The sequence below is a fragment of the Pseudorhodoferax sp. LjRoot39 genome, assembly GCF_964253035.1.
Classification (GTDB): domain Bacteria; phylum Pseudomonadota; class Gammaproteobacteria; order Burkholderiales; family Burkholderiaceae_C; genus Pseudorhodoferax.
The window spans coordinates 6,554,486-6,572,641 of the sequence record NZ_CAXUQL020000001.1; the positions used below are offsets into that span (position 1 = coordinate 6,554,486).

The 18,156-nt window shown below is 71.1% G+C and carries 14 protein-coding genes; 5 read left to right on the forward strand and 9 right to left on the reverse strand.

All coding sequences use genetic code 11. From position 1 onward, the window contains the following. The first annotated feature begins 94 nt into the window (after positions 1–94). Positions 95–1,672: a sensor domain-containing phosphodiesterase gene (locus ACSQ4M_RS30645; RefSeq protein ID WP_436193142.1), complete on the forward strand. Its 1,578-nt coding sequence runs from the start codon at positions 95–97 to the stop codon at positions 1,670–1,672. Between the two features lie 128 nt (positions 1,673–1,800). On the opposite strand, the gene ACSQ4M_RS30650 is transcribed toward ACSQ4M_RS30645, so the two are convergent. The 4 genes from ACSQ4M_RS30650 to ACSQ4M_RS30665 are packed head-to-tail and all read right to left on the reverse strand — an operon-like array spanning position 1,801 to position 5,974. Continuing rightward, entirely contained in the window at positions 1,801–3,066 is a 1,266-nt protein-coding gene (locus ACSQ4M_RS30650; protein WP_436193143.1) for a GTP-binding protein, read from the reverse strand. Beyond that, positions 3,063–3,758, reverse strand: a complete 696-nt coding sequence (nthB, locus tag ACSQ4M_RS30655; protein ID WP_436193144.1) for a nitrile hydratase subunit beta — start codon at positions 3,756–3,758, stop codon at positions 3,063–3,065. The genes ACSQ4M_RS30650 and nthB overlap by 4 nt, the downstream gene beginning before the upstream one ends. A 52-nt stretch (positions 3,759–3,810) precedes the next feature. Continuing rightward, complete coding sequence (gene nthA / locus ACSQ4M_RS30660) at positions 3,811–4,410, reverse strand: nitrile hydratase subunit alpha (protein ID WP_436193145.1); 600 nt, start codon at positions 4,408–4,410, stop codon at positions 3,811–3,813. Positions 4,411–4,459: 49 nt separating this feature from the next. Continuing rightward, positions 4,460–5,974 (reverse strand): amidase, encoded by a 1,515-nt coding sequence (locus tag ACSQ4M_RS30665; RefSeq protein WP_436193146.1) that lies wholly within the window; start codon positions 5,972–5,974, stop codon positions 4,460–4,462. A gap of 324 nt (positions 5,975–6,298) precedes the next feature. Here ACSQ4M_RS30665 and ACSQ4M_RS30670 point away from each other — a divergent pair, with 324 nt between their 5' ends. Beyond that, positions 6,299–7,228 carry a helix-turn-helix domain-containing protein gene (locus ACSQ4M_RS30670; RefSeq protein ID WP_436193147.1) on the forward strand — a complete coding sequence of 310 codons (930 nt, stop codon included), beginning with the start codon at positions 6,299–6,301 and terminating at the stop codon, positions 7,226–7,228. Positions 7,229–7,318: 90 nt separating this feature from the next. After that, positions 7,319–8,302 (forward strand): helix-turn-helix domain-containing protein, encoded by a 984-nt coding sequence (locus ACSQ4M_RS30675; protein ID WP_436193148.1) that lies wholly within the window; start codon positions 7,319–7,321, stop codon positions 8,300–8,302. Here ACSQ4M_RS30675 and ACSQ4M_RS30680 read toward each other — a convergent pair. From ACSQ4M_RS30680 to ACSQ4M_RS30700, 5 genes are all read right to left on the reverse strand, one after another. After that, a complete protein-coding gene (locus tag ACSQ4M_RS30680) occupies positions 8,274–9,170 on the reverse strand; it encodes a transporter (RefSeq protein WP_436193149.1) in 897 nt (298 codons plus the stop codon). The genes ACSQ4M_RS30675 and ACSQ4M_RS30680 overlap by 29 nt on opposite strands. Before the next feature lie 107 nt (positions 9,171–9,277). Beyond that, positions 9,278–9,877, reverse strand: coding sequence for a nitroreductase family protein (locus ACSQ4M_RS30685; RefSeq protein WP_436193150.1), 600 nt, complete (start codon positions 9,875–9,877; stop codon positions 9,278–9,280). Beyond that, positions 9,874–11,208, reverse strand: coding sequence for an FAD-dependent oxidoreductase (locus ACSQ4M_RS30690; RefSeq protein ID WP_436193151.1), 1,335 nt, complete (start codon positions 11,206–11,208; stop codon positions 9,874–9,876). Before ACSQ4M_RS30690 ends, ACSQ4M_RS30685 begins: the two co-directional genes overlap by 4 nt. Positions 11,209–11,224: 16 nt before the next feature. After that, on the reverse strand, positions 11,225–11,530 hold the full coding sequence (locus ACSQ4M_RS30695) for an indolepyruvate ferredoxin oxidoreductase subunit alpha (RefSeq protein ID WP_056656384.1): 306 nt from the start codon (positions 11,528–11,530) through the stop codon (positions 11,225–11,227). Between the two features lie 27 nt (positions 11,531–11,557). Next, a complete protein-coding gene (locus ACSQ4M_RS30700) occupies positions 11,558–13,702 on the reverse strand; it encodes a molybdopterin-containing oxidoreductase family protein (protein WP_436193152.1) in 2,145 nt (714 codons plus the stop codon). Positions 13,703–13,836: 134 nt separating this feature from the next. Here ACSQ4M_RS30700 and ACSQ4M_RS30705 point away from each other — a divergent pair, with 134 nt between their 5' ends. Beyond that, entirely contained in the window at positions 13,837–17,220 is a 3,384-nt protein-coding gene (locus ACSQ4M_RS30705; protein ID WP_436193153.1) for an ATP-binding protein, read from the forward strand. Then, positions 17,202–18,119, forward strand: a complete 918-nt coding sequence (locus tag ACSQ4M_RS30710; RefSeq protein WP_436193154.1) for a response regulator — start codon at positions 17,202–17,204, stop codon at positions 18,117–18,119. The genes ACSQ4M_RS30705 and ACSQ4M_RS30710 overlap by 19 nt, the downstream gene beginning before the upstream one ends. Positions 18,120–18,156: the final 37 nt, after the last annotated feature.

Genomic DNA, 18,156 nt, shown 5'->3' on the forward strand with positions numbered 1-18,156 from the left:
GCCGCGCGGCTGTTCGGCACCAGCGCCCGATCTCGTCTGAACTTGCCCACCACCCGTGCCTTTTGGTTTACAACCTGATACCAAGGAGGCAAGCATGGACGAACAGCTGTTGCTGGAACACCTGCGCAACGCCGTCGCGGCGGGGGAAATCTGGCCCGCCCTGCAGCCGCAGGTCGACCTGCAGACACGCCAGATCACCGGCTTCGAGGTGCTGGCACGCTGGAGTTCGCCCACGCTGGGGTCGGTCTCTCCGATGTGCTTCATCCCCGTGGCCGAGCAGGCGGGTTTGCTGGACGGCTTGATCCTGCACCTGGTCCGCCATGCCTGCGCGCAGGTCAGCACCTGGCCGGGCGACTTCCATCTCGCGTTCAACCTGGCACCGACGCAGTTCCTGGACCTGGGCATCGTCGACGATATCAGCGCGGCGGCCTCCGCCAGCGGCTTTGCGCTGCAACGCCTGTGCATCGAGATCACCGAGAGTTCGCTGTTCCACAGCAATACCACGGCGCAGCGCGCCATCACGCTGTTCAAGCAGGCCGGCATGCGGCTGGCGCTGGACGACTTCGGCACGGGCCATTCCAGCCTGACGCGGCTGCAAGCCCTGCCCTTCGACGAGATCAAGATCGACGCCAGCTTCGTGCGCGCCCTGGAGACCGACCCCAACAGCCTGAAGATCGTGACCGCCGTGCTGGGCCTGGGCCAGAGTCTGGGCGTGCATGTGGTGGCCGAAGGCGTCGAGAACGAGCGGCAGGCCGCCATCCTGGCCCGCATGGGCTGCGAACTGGGCCAGGGTTACCTGTGGGGGGCGCCCCAGGCGGCGCCGCAGGCGCAGCAGGCGCTCGTGCGGCAAGGCAGCTTCACCCGGCGCGAGCGCCCGCTGGACACGTCGCCGTTCCAGCGCTTCCACCAGCTCGAATCGCTGTACCAGGGCGCACCGGTGGGCCTGGGCTTCCTCGACGCGCAACTGCGCGTGGTCAGCGCCAACGCGCGCATCGGCGAGATGCTGGGGCTGGACGTGGCGCAGGCGATGGGGCGCAAGGCCGACCAGCTGCAGGGCGGCCGGCGCCACGCGGATTTCATCGCGCTGCTGCGGCGCGTGCTGCAGGGCGAAACGCTCGCGCCCATCGAGTACCGTCGCCGCGACGCCGGCACCACCAGCCTCATCGCGCTGCAGCAGGTGCGCAGCGTGTCCGGGCAGATCCTGGGGGTCTCGGTGTTCGCCATCGACATCTCCGAGCGGGTGGCTGCCGAGCGCACGCTGCAGGACACCATCGAACACTACCGCCAGGTGATCGCGCTGGCCCCCAATGTGGCCTGGGCTGCCGGCCCCGACGGCAGCATCGACTACATGGGCCAGACCTGGGAATGGTCACCCATGAGCACCAGCGCCGAACGCCACGCCCGCTGGCGCGAGCGCATGGACCCGGCAGACCAGTTGCGCGTGCGCGCCGAGTGGCTGGCACATTTGCCCAGCAAACAGCCGTTCGAGACCGTCTTCGGCATCCTGTGGCCGGATGGCACGCAAAAGTGGGTGCGCAGCCGGGCGTGCCCGCAGTTCGACGCGCAGGGGGAGGTCACGCGCTGGTATGGACTGATCACCGACATCACGGTCGAACATGAACTGCGCCAGCGCGTGCAGGCGCTGGAGGCCCAGCTCAGGCAGCGGGGTTGAGGCGAGCGCCCCTGGCGCGACAGTAGCGTGGCGGCGGGAATCACCACCGCGCCGAGGAAGGCGGCGCGGGCGCCACCGGCAGTGTCTTGCATGCGGGTCTCCTGGTGGGGGTTGGGTCGCGGCGGGGCTCAGTGCATGGCGGCCCCGGCGTCGAAGTCGGCGGCGCCGTCCAGCTGCGTCCACCGCGCGGGGCCCTGCGCGATCTCTTCCGGGGTCAGCAGGCAGGCGTCGAGTTCGCGCTGCAGGCCGGCGCGGTCCAGGTCCTGGCCGATGAAGACGACCTCCTGGCGGCAGTCGCCTGCCGGCTCTTCCCAGCGGGAGAGGATGGCGTCGCGCCGCGACGTGTCCTGCGGCCAGTCGCGCGGGGGCACGAAGCGCCACCAGCGCCCCACCCAGTCCCAGCGGAAGGGCCCGCCGGTCTGCACCAGCATGCCCGTCTCGCGCCAGCGGCTGGCGACCCAGAAGTAGCCCTTGCTGCGCAGCAGACGGCCCTGGCCCCAGGGCTGCCGCAGCCAGGCGAGCAGCCGGCCGGGGTGCAACGGTGCGCGCGCACGGTAGACCCAGCTGCCGATGCCGAACTCCTCGGACTCCGCAGCGCGCGCATCCTGCGGGCCCAGGTGGCGCATCCAGCCGGGTGCCTGCATCAGCCGCGGCAGGTCGAACTTGCCGGTGGCCAGCACCCTGGACAGGTCCACCCGGCCGTGGGCCATGGGTTCGATGTCGGCCTGCGGATTGAGGGCGCGCAGCAGGCTGCGCACCTGGGTGAAGCCCTCGTCGCCGATCCGGTCGGCGCGGCTCACCAGGATGACATTGGCGAATTCCACCTGCTCCGTCAGCAGCGCCGAGAGGTCGCGCACGGGCGTGGTGTCGGCTGTGGCATCTGGTGCCCCGCCACCCACGCGCTCGCCGCTGGCCAGCAGCTCGGTGAAGCGGCTGCCGTCCACCACGGTGACCAGCGTGTCCAGCCGCGCCAGCTCGCTCAGGCTGAAGCCATCGGCATCGAGGAAGGCGAAGGTCTCGGCCACAGGCAGCGGCTCGGAGATGCCGGTGGACTCGATGAGCAGGTGGTCGAAGCGCTGCTGGCGCGCCAGCTGGCTGACCTGCGCCAGCAGGTCGGCCCGCAGCGTGCAGCAGATGCAGCCGTTGTGCATCTCCACCAGCGCGTCCTGGCCGCGGTGCAACACCACCTCGCGCTGCACGTCTTCGGCGTCGATGTTGACCTCGCTCATGTCGTTGACGATGACCGCCACGCGCAGGCCCTGCCGGTTGCGCAGGATGTGCTGCAGCAACGTGGTCTTGCCGGCGCCGAGGAAGCCGGACAGCACGGTCACCGGCAGGCGCCGGAACCCCGCGCCTGGCGCGACCGCGCTGGCCGCAGCCGCAGCCTCGCTCATGCCGCGACGGGCTGCCGGCTGGGCCGGGCCGGCGCGCCTGCGGCCTGCCCGGCGGGGGCCTTGTCCAGGTAGCTCTCGAACAGATCCACGACCACGAAGCCGTCGTCGGCGGCGTCGCCCCACAGGTCCTTCACCTCGAACTGCACGTGGTACGTGGGCTGGTGGACGGCACTGGTGTCGCCATGGCCGATCGCGTCGGGGAAGGGCCACTTCTCGGTGGTGCGGTGCAGGACGACGCCCTGCCGGCCGCGCACATAGCCCGGCGCGCGAATGTGCCCGGCGACGTGCTCGTCGCGGACCACCACGCGGTCGCCCACCTCGAAAGGCGCGCGGCCGGTGATGGCCGGACGGCCGCCGGAACGGGCCGGGCTGGCCAGCTGGAAGTGCGCACCCAGTGCGGCGTCGAGTTCTTCCTGCGTGATGACGCCGCACTCCACCAGCAGCGTGGCCGAGGCGATGACGTAGCGCTCGTAGTAGCGCGTGCCCGCATGCTGGCGGAACTCGATGCGCTCGACCGCGTGCCGCACCTCGTCGATGCTGAACTTGCCCAGGTGGGCCGCACCCAGGAACATCAGGCCGTAGGCCAGGTGTTCCCAGTCTTCGTGGAAGACGGGCTTGTAGCTGTCGGTGTCGATGGCGTGCGCCACCTTGCCGAAGCCTTGGACACCGCCGAGGTCGTGAAAGCCGTCCATGGCTGGATCTCCGGAAATGGTTGGATGAAAGGAAGGACCGGGGCCGGGCGGCTCAGCCCACGCGCGGCAGGGCCACGCCGATGAGCACGTCCTTGGTGACGAGCGCGCGCAGCTGCTCCTCGTCCATGCCCTCGGTGCCGGCCGGGCGCATCGGCAGCACCAGGTAGCGGGTCTCGGCGCTGGTGTCCCACACCCGCACGGCCACGTCGTCGGGCAACGTGGTGCCCAGTTCGCGCAGCACCGTGCGGCCCTCGCGCACCAGGCGGGCGCGGAACTCGAAGCTCTTGTACCACTCGGGCGGCAGGCCCAGCACCGGCCAGTTGGTGCACGAGCACAGGCTGCACACGATGACGTTCTTGAGGGTGGGCGTGTCCTCCAGCGCGACGATGTACTCGCCCTGCGGGCCGGTGTAGCCGAACTGCGCGCAGGCGGCGGTGCCGTCGCGCAGCAGCAGCGCGCGGTACTCCGGGTCCACCCAGGCCTTGGCCACCACGCGGGCGCCATTGGCCGGGTCGAACTGGTGGGCCATCATGTCGGTTAGGCCCTCCAGGTAGCCGTCGGGAATCAGGTCCTTGTCCTTGAGGACCTGGAACAGCGCCCAGGCTCTCTGGCCCGGCGTGGGGGTGGCCGTTGCGGCGGCGTGCGTGCTCATCGTGTGCTCCTTGTCGCGTGGTGGAAGAAAAACGTGCGGCGTGCCGGGTTCACAGTGCCCTCCAGTCGCCACCGGCCTCGAACGCGGCCGCGGCCTGGTAGACGGTGGCCTCGGCCCAGGGCCGGCCGACCAGCATCAGCCCCACCGGCAGTCCGTCGACCATGCCGCAGGGAATCGACATGGCCGGGTGGCCGGTGATGTTGAACGGCGCGGTGTTGCCCAGCATCTCGAAGGCGCGGGCCACGTACTCGGCCACTGGCGCGTCGGCCGGTGGCAGCGGCGTGGCCGTGATGGGCACCGTGGGCATGGCCAGCAGGTCCCAGCTGCCCAGCGCACGGTCGTAGGCCGAGCTCAGCAGCCGCGTGAGGTTGCGCGCCTTGGCGTAGTAGCGGCCGTGGTAGCGCTCGATGCCGTACTGGCCCACCAGCATGCAGATCTGCAGCGTGGGCGAGAGCCGGTCGGCCTGCTCGCGCCACTGGGCATGGCGGTCGACCAGGCCCACGTCGTACAGACCCTTCCAGTTGAAGCCCATGCCGTTGCCATGCATCATCTGCGCGGTCAGCCCCTCGCAGCCCAGGGGCTGCCACAGCGCGGGGCCGATCGCGTGCTCGGGCACGGAGACGTCGGCAACGGTGGCGCCCAGCCGGCGCAGCCGCTCCAGCGCGGCGCGCACCTTCGCGGCCACGGCCGGGTCGAGGTTGGCCAGCGCGAAGCCTTCGGCCAGCACGCCGATCCGCAGGCCGCCGGCACCTTCCGAGAGCCCCGCCGCGTAGTCGTGCACGCGCACGCCGCCCTGCCGTGGATCCAGCCCGTCGGCACCGGCCAGCACCTGCAGCAGCAGCGCGTTGTCGCGCACGTTGGCGGTGATGGGGCCGACGTGGTCCAGCGTCGACTCGATGGGCATCACGCCCGTGTAAGGCACCAGCCCGTGCGTGGGCTTCATGCCGTAGGTGCCGCAGAAGGCCGAGGGAATGCGGATCGAGCCGCCCTGGTCGCCGCCGATGGCCATGTCGACCGCGCCGGCGGCGACCAGCGCCGCGCTGCCCGAGGACGACCCGCCGGCGCTGTAGCCGTGGCGCCGCGGGTTGTGCACCGGCGCGGGGTCGGAGGTGTGGCTGCCGCCGGACAGGCAGAAGTGCTCGCAGGTGGCCTTGCCCGCGATGGTGGCGCCCTCCTCCAGCATGCGCGTGACGAGGGTGGCGTCGAAGGCGGGCACGAAGCCCTCCAGCGTGGCCGAGCCGTTCATCATCGGCACGCCGGCCAGCGCGATGTTGTCCTTGAGCGCCACCGTGCGGCCCGCGAGCCGCCCCTGTGCCGCGCCCTTCACCTCGGTCCTGACGTACCAGGCGTTGTCGGGGTTCTCCGCCGCCGACGGGCGGCGGCCCGGTCCACGTGGATGGTCGACCGGCGGCACGTGGTCCGGCATGCCGTCGATGAGGTCGTAGGCGTCCAGGCTGGGTTGCATGAGCGCCAGGAAGGTCTCGGCGCGCTCGGGTGTCAGGTGGATGTGCAGCCGCCGGGCGATGTCGGCGAGCTGTTCGGCGTTGGGACGGGCGATGGCCATGCGGGAAGTTCCTTGCACAAGCGGTGGTGGACCGGCGACGCCTGCGGGCCACGGGGGCCGACGCACGGCGTGCAGGGCATGGCGCCATCGTAGGAAGGGCGTGCGGTTCCGACTTGGCTGTGCCCGCCATCTTCTTGGCTGGCATGGACATGCGTTGCCGCAGGCGCGCGGCAGCGCAACGCCGGCCCCGCGGACTCCGGGTGAATCCGGATCGCCTCCCGCAGGTGGCCGCCGCATGCTTGCGGGCGGTGCCGCGCCGCCTCGCTGGTACGTGTCTTGCACGCATGGCGGCCCCCGCAGCCGCCACCATCCAGACCAACCGCGATGACCATCGAATACACCACCACCGAGATCGCACCGGGCCAGCGCTTCGAGTACTGGAAGGAGGTCGTCTGCCGCCACTGCATCGCCGCGCACAGCGACCCGCTGGACACCAGCGACTTCGACGGCAGCCTGTGGGTCCGGCCCCTGGGGGCCATGGACCTGTGCACGGTGCGCGCGCCCGTCCACCACTGGGAGCGCACGTCCGGGCAGGTGCGCGGCGAGCCCGACGACGATCTCTGGCTCGGCTTCATGGACCGCAGTGCCGGCACCCTGGAGCAAGGGGGCCGGCAGGCATCGCTGGGTGCGCGCGACATCGTGCTCTACGACGCCGACCAGCCCTTCCGCTTCGACTTCGGCGGCCAGGCCGCGCACCTGATGCGCATCCCCCGGCGCCTGCTCGCGCAGCGGGTGCGCGGCGTGGAGCGGCTGACCGCCGTGGTGCTGGACGAACGGCGGCCCGGGCTGGTGCCGCTGCGCGAGATGCTGCTGCAGGCTGTCGTGCACCCCAGCGTGCAGGCCGACGCGGCCATGGCCGCGCGGTTTGGCGAGACGCTGCTGGAACTGCTGGTTCTGAGCCTGGAACTGCAGGACGCGCCCGGCCGCGCGGCAGAGCGCGACCTGTACGCAGCCGCCATGCGCCACATCCGCGCGCACCTGGCCGACCCCGACCTGTCGCCGGAGGGCGTGGCGCAGGCCATCCATGTGTCGCCACGCACGCTGGTCCGCGCCTTCGCCCGCCACCAGAAGACGCCGATGGCCACGATCTGGCACGAGCGCCTGCTGTCGAGCCGCCTGGCCATCGAGCAGGGACGCGCGCGCAGTGTCTCGCAGGCCGCACTGGACAGCGGCTTCACCGACTTCTCCCACTTCAGCCATGCCTTTCGCAAGGCCTTCGGTACCGCGCCGAGCGCGCTGCTGCCGCGGCGCTGAGCACGGCAGGCGGGAGGCGGGCGACTGGCACGGTTCCTGCACACCCACACCGGCTCCGCACCAGCGCAGACACTCCACCCACGACAGCCGATGGCCTCCCTCCACGACACCGCCCGCCTCCTGGTGCACGCGCGCGATCCGCACGAGCAGGCCTCCAGCTTCGGCTTGCTGGAGCAGTCCTACGAGCAGCTCTCGCCGGGCCGGTTCTCGGGCAGCCTCTTCGCGTTCAGCGCCAACGACATCACCGTCTTCCAGGAAACGCTGGACCAGAGCGTGTTCCAGACCGGCGTGTCCGACCCGGGCCACTTCACCATCGCCATGGCCTGCGAACTGTCGGAGCGGGCGTACTGGAACGGCCGCCACATCGACCAGGACGCGGTGGTGGCGTTCACGCCCGGGCGTGAGTTCGAACTGCGCACGCCCACGCACGCGGTGTGCGTGGGCATCACGCTGGCGCCCTCCGCCCTGCATTCGCTGGCACCCGAGCGCACGCCCGAGCAATGGCACAAGGTCTTCGCCGACCATGACTGCTGGTCGCGGGCCGGAGGATTGAAGACGGCGCTGCAGCGCCGGATCGCCGAACTCCAGCAGGCCGACGACGACACGGCGGCCGCCGACTGGCCAGCCCGGCTGCTCGGCCTGCGCGAACTGACCATCGACTACCTGGGCAGCGTGATCGAGAGCGGCGGCGCCGCCGCGCACAAGCTGCGCGCCGACAGCTATCCGCGCATCGCCAGGCGCGCCCGCACGGCCATGCTCGAGCGGCTGCACGAGCCGCTGTCGGTCTCCGACCTGTGCCTGCAGCTGGGCTGCTCGCGCCGCTCCCTGCAATACGCCTTCGAGAGCATCTACGGCCAGAACCCGATGGCCTACCTGCGCACGCTGCGGCTGGCGGCTGCGCGCCGGCAGCTGACCAGCGGTGCGCCCGGCGTGCTGGTCCAGGACGTCGCGGCTGCCGTGGGCTTCAGCCATCTGCCGCGCTTCGCCCAGGCCTATGCACAGATGTACGGCGAGCGGCCGTCGGAGTCGCTGGCCGCCAGCGCGCCTAGAACAGGTAGAAGGCCCGCAGGTTGAGGCGCGCCTGCTCGCGCAGGCCGTTGCGCACGTGCACGTCGCGTGCAACGGTGGCCATCAGCTGCAGGTTCGGGGCCACGAAGGTGCTGGCCATGAGCTTGACGGCAGTGGTGCCCACGGTGTCGTTCAGCGAGACACCGTCGACGCGGCTTTCGCCGCCCAGGGTGTGCGTGATCCCCAGCGCCGTGGAGACGCCTGCGGCAGGGTCGTAACGCAGGTACAGCTGGCCGGCGTACAAGGGCTTTTGCCGCAGGGTCGCATCGGCCGCCGCACCGCAGGCGGCACGGCAGGCGTCGTTCTTGCCGAAGAAGGTGACGTCGCCCACCGCATCGACGCGCCAACGCGGCGCGATGGCGCGGGTATAGGCCGTCTGCAGCGCCAACTTCCAGCGGTTCTCGCCGAGGTTCAGGGGCTGGTCCGCGTCGTAGCTGCCGGTGGGCACGTACAGGTAGGGCGTGAAGCCGAAGACCTCGCCGGATGCCGCGTCGATCTTGTACTTGAAGGCCGTGGCCAGGATGAGGTCGCCCACGCCCGAGCGGCTGCCCAGCGGCGCCAGGTCGCCGGAGGCGCGCAGGTGACCGAACGGCAGCAGCAGCTGCGGGTCGACCGTCCAGCGGTCGTCGATGCGCAGCACCTGCAGGTAGCGCGCGATGCCCACCGTGCTGGCCAGCCGCGGCGTGCCCGGCTGGCGGTCACCGGCGGCATAGGCCGCGTCGCGCCGGGCGTACTGGCCATAGACGATGAAGGCACGGGTGCCATCGGGCAAGGCGGTGTAGTCGCCGGCTTCGACGTCGATGGCGAGGGCCGTGCAGGGGCCGAGCAGGATGCCCGCGGCGAGCGCGCAGGCACCGAGGCGGGACAGGGGCACGGGGCGGCTTGGTTGGCTGGTCAATTGGTTTCTCCCACGCCCGACAGCAGGCGCGGAGGAAATTCTGTTGGGCGTGGACGGGCCCGCGTTATCCAGATTCAGCAAGTTCATGGCCGGCTGCCGAGATACACGAAACACGCCAGCACCTCGCCTGCGCCGCAGGCCACCGCGCGCACCGCCGGATGCGCCACGCGCGGGCCGCTGAGGGCCTTGCCGGCATAGCCCAGGGCCGTCGCGGCGCCCAGCACCGCGCCCAGCGAGGCCCCCACGCTCATCCATTGCTCGTGCGGTGGCACCTGCGGCACGTCGGTGGCGATGCGCGCCACCACGCTGAGCAGGCACGGCGCGCCGAAGGCCTTGGCGCACTCCTCGTCGCGCACCTGCGCATCGAGCAGCGCCGCACACGCCAGGCCGCGCGCCGCCGCGGCGTAGGCCAGGAAGGCCTGGGCATAGCGCTCACGCTGGTCGGTGTCGGCCGGCACGATGCGGCAGGGGCGCAGCCGGCCATGGTCGGAGACATTCGCCGCGACCTGCAGCAGCAGCGCACATTCGCCCGGCCCCGGGCCCGGCGCCACCAGCTTGCGCGGGCCGGTGGAGCGGCGCGTGAGCCAGGGGGCCAGCAGGGCGCTGGTGTCGTCGCACCCGGGTGCGGCCACGCAGGCGGTCCGGTGCGCCGGTGCGCCCTCGCCCGGCCCGGCGATGCTCATGCAGGGGCCAGGGTGGCCAGCGTGCGCAGCGCGTCGTCCAGCGACAGCAGCTTCTCGCGCGGCTTGCCCAGCGCAGCGCCCTGCGCGCGCTCGTGCGCATCGAGCAGGCACCAGCTGGCATGGCCGAACGTGGCGATGCCGCGCGACTGCAGCAGGGCGCCGAAGTCGGTGGCCTGCGGCGGCGGGCCCTGCAGCAGCGCGGGCAGGGTCGCGAGCAGCGTCGCGGCGGTCTCGTCGCCGCAGGCCCGGTTCGTACCGATGATGCCGGACGGCCCACGCTTGGCCCAGCCCGCCACGAACAGGCCGGGCACCGCATGCCCCGCCTCGTCCAGCACCTGGCCCGCGCGGTGGTGCAGGTGGCCTGCCGCGTTGCAGCCGGGTGCGCCCGGGATCGCACGGCTGGCGAAGCCGACGCAGGTGACGGCGATTCCGCAGGCGATCTCGACGTCCTGACCAGCGCCCAGGCCCGAACGCAGCCGCACGCCACGCAGCGTGCCGGCACCGACGAAGGCCGTCGGTGTGGCGTGGAACCACAGGTTCACCGTCAGCCTGCCGTCCGTCGCGTCCACCGGCACGTCGCGCTGGGCGCGCAGCCACTGCAGCACGCGCCGGGCGTCCGGGCTATCGGCCTGCTCCCACATGGCCTCGGTGAAGCTGTCGGCCTGCGGCAGCCGGATGCGCACATTGGGCAGGTCGGCCAGCTGGCGGAACTCCTTGAAGGTGAACTTCATGCTGCCCGGGCCGCCGCGGCCCAGCAGGTGCACCTCGCGGATGCCGCGCTGGCGAAACGCCTGCAGCATCGGCTGGGGGATGTCGGAGACGGCCAGGTCGTCGAAGCTGCGGACCAGCAGCCGGCACACGTCCAGCGCCACGTTGCCGTGGCCGACGATGGCCGCGCTGTCCACGGCGAGGTCCGGCGCCAGGCCGGCATGCTCGGCGTGGCCGTTGTACCAGCCCACGAAGGCAGCCGCGCTGAACACCTGCGGCAGCGACTCGCCTGCGATGCCCAGGCGGCGGCCCAGGGCGGCGCCATGCGTCAGCACGACGGCGTGGCTGCCGGCGCGCAGCGCGTCCAGTGCGAGGTCGCGGCCGATCTCGACGCCGGCATGCAGCTGCAGCCGCGCGTGGCCGGCGATGCCATCGAACACGGCGGCGACCTGCTTGAGCTTCTGGTGGTCCGGCGCCACGCCGTAGCGCACCAGCCCGTGCGGCGCGGCGGCACGCTCGAACAGGTGCAGCCGGCCACCGGGCAGTGCCTGCAGCAAGGCCTCGGCGACGTAGAAGCCGGCCGGGCCGGCGCCGACGATGGAGATGACCGGGGCGGGCGTCATGCTGCGGCCTGCGCGGTCAGTGGCCGAGCGCGGCGCGCCGCTCGGCCGCGGTCGGCAGCGGCACGGCGCGCTCGCGCACCGTGGGCAAGGCCTTGGCGCGCTCGGCGTTCACGCCGATCCAGATCTGCTGGTCGTCCTCCAGGTCGAAGCTGTCGACGATGGCGTGCACCGGGCATTGGGGCACGCAGGCGCCGCAGTCCACGCACAGGTCGGGGTCGATGTACAGCCGCGTGCCGTCGCCGCGGAAGCAGGCGACGGGACAGACGGTCACGCATTCGGTGTAGCGGCACTGCGTGCAGTTGTCGGTGACGACGTGGGTCATGGTGGGTGGTGTGTTGCTCTGGAAAGGTCAGCCCGGCACGACCTCGACCAGGTTGTCGGAGAAGGTCGGCGCGCGGCCCAGGTCGGCGAACGCCGTGGGATTGAGCGCCGCCGGGGTGGCGCCGGCGATGCTGCCCGCGACCCAGAAACCCAGCGGCGCGACGACCACGCCCGCCATCGCATCCTCGGTGACGCGCGCCTGCGCCTTGAAGCTGCCGCGCCCGTTGCGCACCGTGACGACATCCTCGTGCCCGATGCCGCGCGCCGCGGCGTCGGCGGGGTGGATCATCACGTACTGCGGGCCCTGGTGGGCCAGCTGGCGGCGCATGTTGCCGTAGTTGGAATTGAGGAAGGCGTGGCCCTTGGGCGACATCATCGAGAGCGGGTAGGAGGCGGTCAATGCCGCGTCCGTCGCCCCGGTCTCGTGGCGTGGCCGGAATGTGGGCAGCGCATCGACCGGCCCACCGTCCTGCAGGCCGGCGTAGCCCTGGCGGAACACCGGCAGCACGAAGTTGCCGCCCGCCGCCATCGAGGCCTTCAGCTCGACCTTGCCCGAGGGCGTGGGAAAGCCGCCTTCGGCATGCGGTGCATAGCTCTCGGCCGCGGGCAGGTTCAGCCGCGCATAACCGGTGGCGCGCAGGCCCTCCATGCTGATGCCCTGCAGGGCGGGGTGGTCCCACACCATGGACTCGCGCATGATCTGTTCGTCGTCGCGGTAGAAGAACGGGTCGTCGAACCCCATGGCGCGCGCCAGCCGCCGGAACAGCTCGGCATTGCTCACGGCCTCGCCGATGGGCGCGACGGACGGCTGGTTCAGCGTCAGGTAGAAGTGCCCCCAGGAGAACATCAGGTCGGCCTGCTCGACCTGCGTGGTGGCGGGCAGCAGGATGTCGGCGTAGCGCGCGGTGTCGGTCACGAAATGCTCGCTCACCACCGTGAACAGGTCCTCGCGCGACAGCCCCTCGACCAGCCGCGCCTGGTCGGGCGCCACCACCAGCGGGTTGCTGTTGTAGACGAACAGCGTCTCGATCGGCGTCTGCAGCCCCAGATCGTGCGTGAGCGCGCGGCCCAGTTGCCACTGGTTGACGACCGGCGTGCCCTCGGGGATGAAGTCCGCGCGGTGCAGGCCGTCCCAGTTGATCGGGAATGCCCACAGCGGCAGCTGCAGGATGCCGCCGCCCGGCTTGCGCCAGGCGCCGACCAGGGCCGGCAGGCTCGTGACGGCGCGCACCAGCTGCCCACCGCCGGCCGAGCGCTCGATGCCCACGCCGATGCGGATCGCGGACGGCTGCACCGTGGCGTACTCGCGCGCCAGCACCCGGATGACCTCGGCGTCCACGCCCGTCACTTCGGCGGCGAACTCCGGGGTGTACTGCTGGACGTGCGCCTTCAGTTCGTCGAAGCCGGTGGTGTACTTCTCCACGTAGTCGGCATCGGTGAGGCCCTCGTTGACGATGACGTGCATCATCGCCAGGGCCAGCGCGGCGTCGGTGCCCGGGCGGATGCGGATGTGCTGGTCGGCCTGCTGCGCGCCACGGGTGCGCACCGGGTCGATGACGATCAGCTTGGCGCCGCTGCGCTGCGCCTTCTCCACGAACGGCCACATGTGGGCGTTGGTGCTCAGCATGTTGCAGGCCCACAGGATGATCAGCCTGGAGTGCTGGAAGCTCTCCGGGTCCATGCCGGGCGTGGGCCCCACGGTCATGATGTAGCCGGTGCAGGCGCCCGAATCGCAGAACGTGCGCTCGGACACCGTGGCGCCCAGCTTGTTGAAGAACGGGTCGCCGACGGTCAGGCCATTCACCAGGCCCTGGGTGCCCAGGTAGCTGTACGGCAGGATCGCGTGCGGGCCCGAGCGGGCGATGGTGGCGCGCAGGCGCGCGCTGACCGCCTCCAAGGCCTCGTCCCAGCCGATGCGTTCGAACTGGCCCGCGCCCTTGGGGCCCGTGCGGCGCATCGGGTAGAGCACGCGCTCGGGATGGTAGACGCGCTCCTGGTAGTGGTTGGTCTTGGCGCACAGGCGCCCCTGGGTGAACGGATGGTCGGGATTGCCCTGCACGCCCGTGACCTTGCCGTCCTTGACCTTGACCAGCATGGAGCAGGTGTCGGGGCAATCGTGGGGACAGGCGCCGAGGACGGTGGTCTCACCGCCGGCCGATGGTTGAGTGCTCACGTGGTGTTCCGGTCGTCATCGTTGGGAAGTCCATTGAAGCACCAGGGCGCTGGCCGCGGTTATCCAGTTTCGGCAAGTTTTCTGGCCCTCCCCGGCCCGGCGAGGGTATGTTTATTGCATGGGCCAGGGGTTCCATGGACGACACCTCCGCCGCCGCAGCCCCCGCCCAGAAGATCTTCCGCATCCGCCGGGAGTACAACACCTGGGTCGCCAACGAGACCATGGAGGATTTCTCGCTGCGCTTCACGCCGCGGGCGCGCCGCCACTGGTCGGAATTCCGCGTGGCCAACACCGCGCTGGGCGCGGTCTCCTTCCTGGCGCTGGAGGCCATCGGCGCGGCCATGGCGCTGAACTACGGCTTTGCCAACGCGCTGTGGGCGATCCTGCTGGTCGGCGCCATCACCTTCCTCACCGCGCTGCCGATCAGCTACTACGCGGCGCGCTACGCGGTCGACATGGACCTGCTCACGCGCGGCGCGGGCTTCGGCTACCTGGGCTCGACCATCACCTCGCTGATCTACGCCAGCTTCACCTTCATCTTCTTCGCGCTGGAGGCGGCCATCATGGCCTCGGCGCTGCAGCTGTACTTCACCGGCTGGTCGATCACGGCCTGCTACCTGCTGTCTTCGCTGGTGGTGATTCCGCTGGTGACCTACGGCATCACCTTCATCAGCCGGCTGCAGTCGTGGACGCAGCCGCTGTGGCTGGCGCTGCTGGTGCTGCCCTTCATCGCCATCGCGGTCAAGAACCCCGGCGTGTTCGCACAGCTGCCCGGCCTGGCGGGCTTCACCTCGGGCGAGAGCGACTTCTCCTGGCTGATGTTCGGCGCGGCCGCCACCATGGCCTTCGCGCTCGTGGTGCAGGTCGGCGAGCAGGTGGACTTCCTGCGCTTCCTGCCCGAGAAGACCGCGGCCAACCGGCGGCGCTGGTGGGCTGCCGTACTGGCCGCCGGGCCAGGCTGGATCGTGCCGGGCATGCTCAAGATGCTGGGCGGCATGTTGCTGGCCTACCTGGTGCTGCAGATCCAGCTGCCGCTGGACAAGGCGCTGGACCCGACGCAGATGTACCTCGCGGCCTTCGGCCTGCTGTTCGCCGACCCGGCCTGGGCGGTGGCCATCACGGTGGTGTTCGTGGTCGTCTCGCAGATCAAGATCAACGTGACCAATGCCTACGCGGGCTCGCTGGCCTGGTCGAACTTCTTCGCGCGGCTCACGCACAGCCACCCGGGCCGCGTGGTGTGGCTGGTGTTCAACGTGCTGATCGCGATCCTGCTGCTCACGCTCGGGGTGTTCCGCGCGCTGGAGGAGGTGCTGGGCCTGTACGCCAACATCGCCATCGCCTGGGTCGGCGCGCTGGTGGCCGACCTGGTCATCAACAAACCGCTGGGCCTGTCGCCCCGGGGCATCGAGTTCCAGCGCGGGCACCTGTACGACATCAACCCGGTGGGCGTGGGCGCCATGCTGCTGGCCGGAGCCGTGGGGGTGGCCAGCTACGCCGGTGCGCTGGGGCCGGGGGCGCGCGCGTTCTCGCCCTTGCTGGCGCTGGGCACGGCCCTGTTGGCCGCACCGCTGATCGCCTGGGGCACGCGCGGGCGCTGGTACATCGCGCGCCCGCGCACGCCGCTGTGGCAGCCCGGCGAAAGCGTGGCCTGCTCGGTCTGCGAGAACCGCTTCGAGTCCGAAGACATGTCCTTCTGCCCGGCCTACGGCGCGGCCATCTGCTCGCTGTGCTGCACGCTGGAATCGCGCTGCCACGACCGCTGCAAGAGCCGCTCCAGCGCGTCCGAGCAGACCCACGACCTGCTGCGCAAGCTGCTGCCCGGCGCGGTGGCGCAGCGCGTGAACTTCCGGCTCACGCACTACCTGGTGGTGCTGGTGTCGCTGGTGCTGCTGCTGTCCACCGTGATGGGGCTGGTGTACTACCAGGACGTGGTGGCCGCCGGCCTGGACGCCCATGCGCGCGCCAGCATGCGCGCGGGCTTCCAGAAGGTCTACACGCTGGCGCTGCTGCTGCTGGCCGTGGGCGCTTGGTGGATCGTGCTGGGCGTGGAAAGCCGCGAGGTGGCACAGGACGAATCCAACCACCAGAACCAGTTGCTGCTGCGCGAGATCGACGCCCACAAGCGCACCGACGCCGCCTTGCAGAAGGCCAAGGAGGTGGCCGAGGCCGCCAACCTGGCCAAGACCCGCTTCGTGACCGGCATGAGCCACGAGTTCCGCACGCCGCTCAACAGCATCCTGGGCTATTCGCAGGTGCTGCTGCGCAGCGCCGACAACGAGGCCGTGCGCGGGCCGGTGGCCACCATCCAGCGCAGCGGCCAGCACCTGTCCAGCCTGATCGACGGCATGCTGGACCTGGCCCGCATCGAGGCCGGCCGCATGCGCATCGAGCCGGCCGCGGTCTCGCTGCGCGACTTCCTGGACGACCTGGTGCGCATGGTGGAGCCGCAGGCGCATGCCAAGGGCCTGGCGTTCCGGCTCGAACTGTCGGCGCGGGCCTTGCCGGCCTACGTGCAGGCCGATGCCAGGCGGCTGCGCCAGATCCTGCTGAACCTGCTCAGCAACGCGATCAAGTTCACGGCCACGGGCCAGGTGGTGCTGCGCGTGTCGCACCGCATGGAGGTGGCGCGCTTCGAGGTCGAGGACAGCGGCGTGGGCATTGCCGCGCACGACCTGGAGCGCATCTTCCTGCCGTTCGAGCGCAGCGGCTCGGGCCGCGTCGCGCACGAGCCCGGCACGGGCCTGGGCCTGGCGATCACGCGGCTGCTGACCGACCTCATGGGCGGCGAACTGTCGGTCACCAGCAGCATCGGCCAGGGCAGCTGCTTCAGGCTCAGGCTGTACATGCGCGAACTGACGGCCATCGACCAGCACCAGGTGGAGAACCACCGCCAGGTGATCGGCTACCGCGGCGAGCGGCGCCGGCTGCTGCTGGTGGACGACCAGCCAGAGCAGCGCCAGCTGCTGGCCGCGATCCTGATCCCGCTGGGCTTCGTCACGCAGGAGGCGGCCAGCGGCCCCGAATGCCTGCAGGCCGTGGCCGCGCATGCACCCGACATGGTGCTGCTGGACGTGAACATGGGCGAGATGGACGGCTGGGCCACTTGCCGCGCCCTGCGCCAGGCCGGCCACGCGGCGCTGCCGGTGGTGATGGTGTCGGCCAACGTGTTCCACGCGCCGGGGCAGCTGGACGGCAGCGGTTGCAACGGCTTCGTCACCAAGCCGGTGGCCGAGTCCGAACTGATGGGCCAGCTGGAGCGGCACCTGCAGCTCGAGTGGGTCCACGAGGAGCCACCCGAGCGGCTGGTGCCCGAGCCCGCGCAGGCGCTGGCGCACACCCTGTCCAACGAGGCCACGGCCGAGCTGATCTGGCTCGCGCGCATCGGCGATCTGGGCTCGTTGAAACGCGGCATCGCCCGCATGGCCGATCCCGCCACGCAGCGCGAGTGCGACTACCTGCGCCAGCTGGTCGAGCGGGTCGATCTGGAGAGTCTTCTGAGATGGTTGCAACGGGAATGACGGCCGCACCGCAAAAACTGGTCGTGCAGGTCGTGGACGACGCGCCGGACACGCTGGGCTTCCTCGTGGACGCCCTGGAGGCAGCCGGCTACGGCGTGCTGGTGGCGCGCAGCGGCGAGGCCGCGCTGCAGGGACTGGAGTGGGTGATCCCGGACGCCATCCTGCTCGATGCGCTGATGCCGGGCCTGGACGGCTTCGAGACCTGCCGGCGCATCAAGGCCCTGCCCGAGCGCGCCCACGTGCCCGTGATCTTCATGACCGCGTTGTCGGAAACGGCGCACATCGTCGCGGGCTTCGAGGCCGGTGGCGTGGACTACGTGGTCAAGCCCGTCAAGATCGACGAGGTGCTGGCGCGCCTGGGCACCCATGTGCGCAACGCACGGGTCTCGCGGCTGGCGCGCGAGGCGGTCGACCTGGGCGGCCTGGGCGTGCTGCTGCTGGACCACCAGGACCGGCTGGCCTGGCGCTCGCCACGTGTGGCCGAATGGCTGCAGCGCTTCTCGGCCCGGCCGGCCGAGCAATGGCCGGCCTGGCTGGCGCCGCAGCTCGCGCCGCTGCGCGCGGCCGGCGGCGGCTCGGCCCTGCTGGCCACCACGGGCGGCGAGGAGCTGCGGCTGCAATGGATCGGCGCCAGCGGCATGGCCGAGGCCATGGCGCTCCTGCAGGTGCGGCCGCAGGCGGCATCGCGGCTGCGCGAGGCCGAACTCACGCCGCGCGAGGTCGAGGTGCTGTCCTGGCTGGCCAAGGGCAAGACCAACCGGGACATCGGCGACATCCTGGGCCTGTCGCCACGCACCGTGAACAAGCACCTCGAACATGCCTACGCCAAGCTGGGAGTGGAGACACGCGCCTCGGCCGCCGCGCTCATGACGCGCGAAGGCGCTCTGCCTGACAACTGACGCGGGCATTCGCGCCGCGTCGCGCACCGGTGCGAAG

Coding starts and splice junctions, on each gene's coding strand:
- ACSQ4M_RS30645 (WP_436193142.1), top strand. CDS start 95: ATGGACGAACAGCTGTTGCTGGAACACCTGCGCAACGCCGTCGCGGCG.
- ACSQ4M_RS30650 (WP_436193143.1), bottom strand. CDS start 3,066: ATGAGCGAGGCTGCGGCTGCGGCCAGCGCGGTCGCGCCAGGCGCGGGG.
- nthB (WP_436193144.1), bottom strand. CDS start 3,758: ATGGACGGCTTTCACGACCTCGGCGGTGTCCAAGGCTTCGGCAAGGTG.
- nthA (WP_436193145.1), bottom strand. CDS start 4,410: ATGAGCACGCACGCCGCCGCAACGGCCACCCCCACGCCGGGCCAGAGA.
- ACSQ4M_RS30665 (WP_436193146.1), bottom strand. CDS start 5,974: ATGGCCATCGCCCGTCCCAACGCCGAACAGCTCGCCGACATCGCCCGG.
- ACSQ4M_RS30670 (WP_436193147.1), top strand. CDS start 6,299: ATGACCATCGAATACACCACCACCGAGATCGCACCGGGCCAGCGCTTC.
- ACSQ4M_RS30675 (WP_436193148.1), top strand. CDS start 7,319: ATGGCCTCCCTCCACGACACCGCCCGCCTCCTGGTGCACGCGCGCGAT.
- ACSQ4M_RS30685 (WP_436193150.1), bottom strand. CDS start 9,877: ATGAGCATCGCCGGGCCGGGCGAGGGCGCACCGGCGCACCGGACCGCC.
- ACSQ4M_RS30690 (WP_436193151.1), bottom strand. CDS start 11,208: ATGACGCCCGCCCCGGTCATCTCCATCGTCGGCGCCGGCCCGGCCGGC.
- ACSQ4M_RS30695 (WP_056656384.1), bottom strand. CDS start 11,530: ATGACCCACGTCGTCACCGACAACTGCACGCAGTGCCGCTACACCGAA.
- ACSQ4M_RS30705 (WP_436193153.1), top strand. CDS start 13,837: ATGGACGACACCTCCGCCGCCGCAGCCCCCGCCCAGAAGATCTTCCGC.
- ACSQ4M_RS30710 (WP_436193154.1), top strand. CDS start 17,202: ATGGTTGCAACGGGAATGACGGCCGCACCGCAAAAACTGGTCGTGCAG.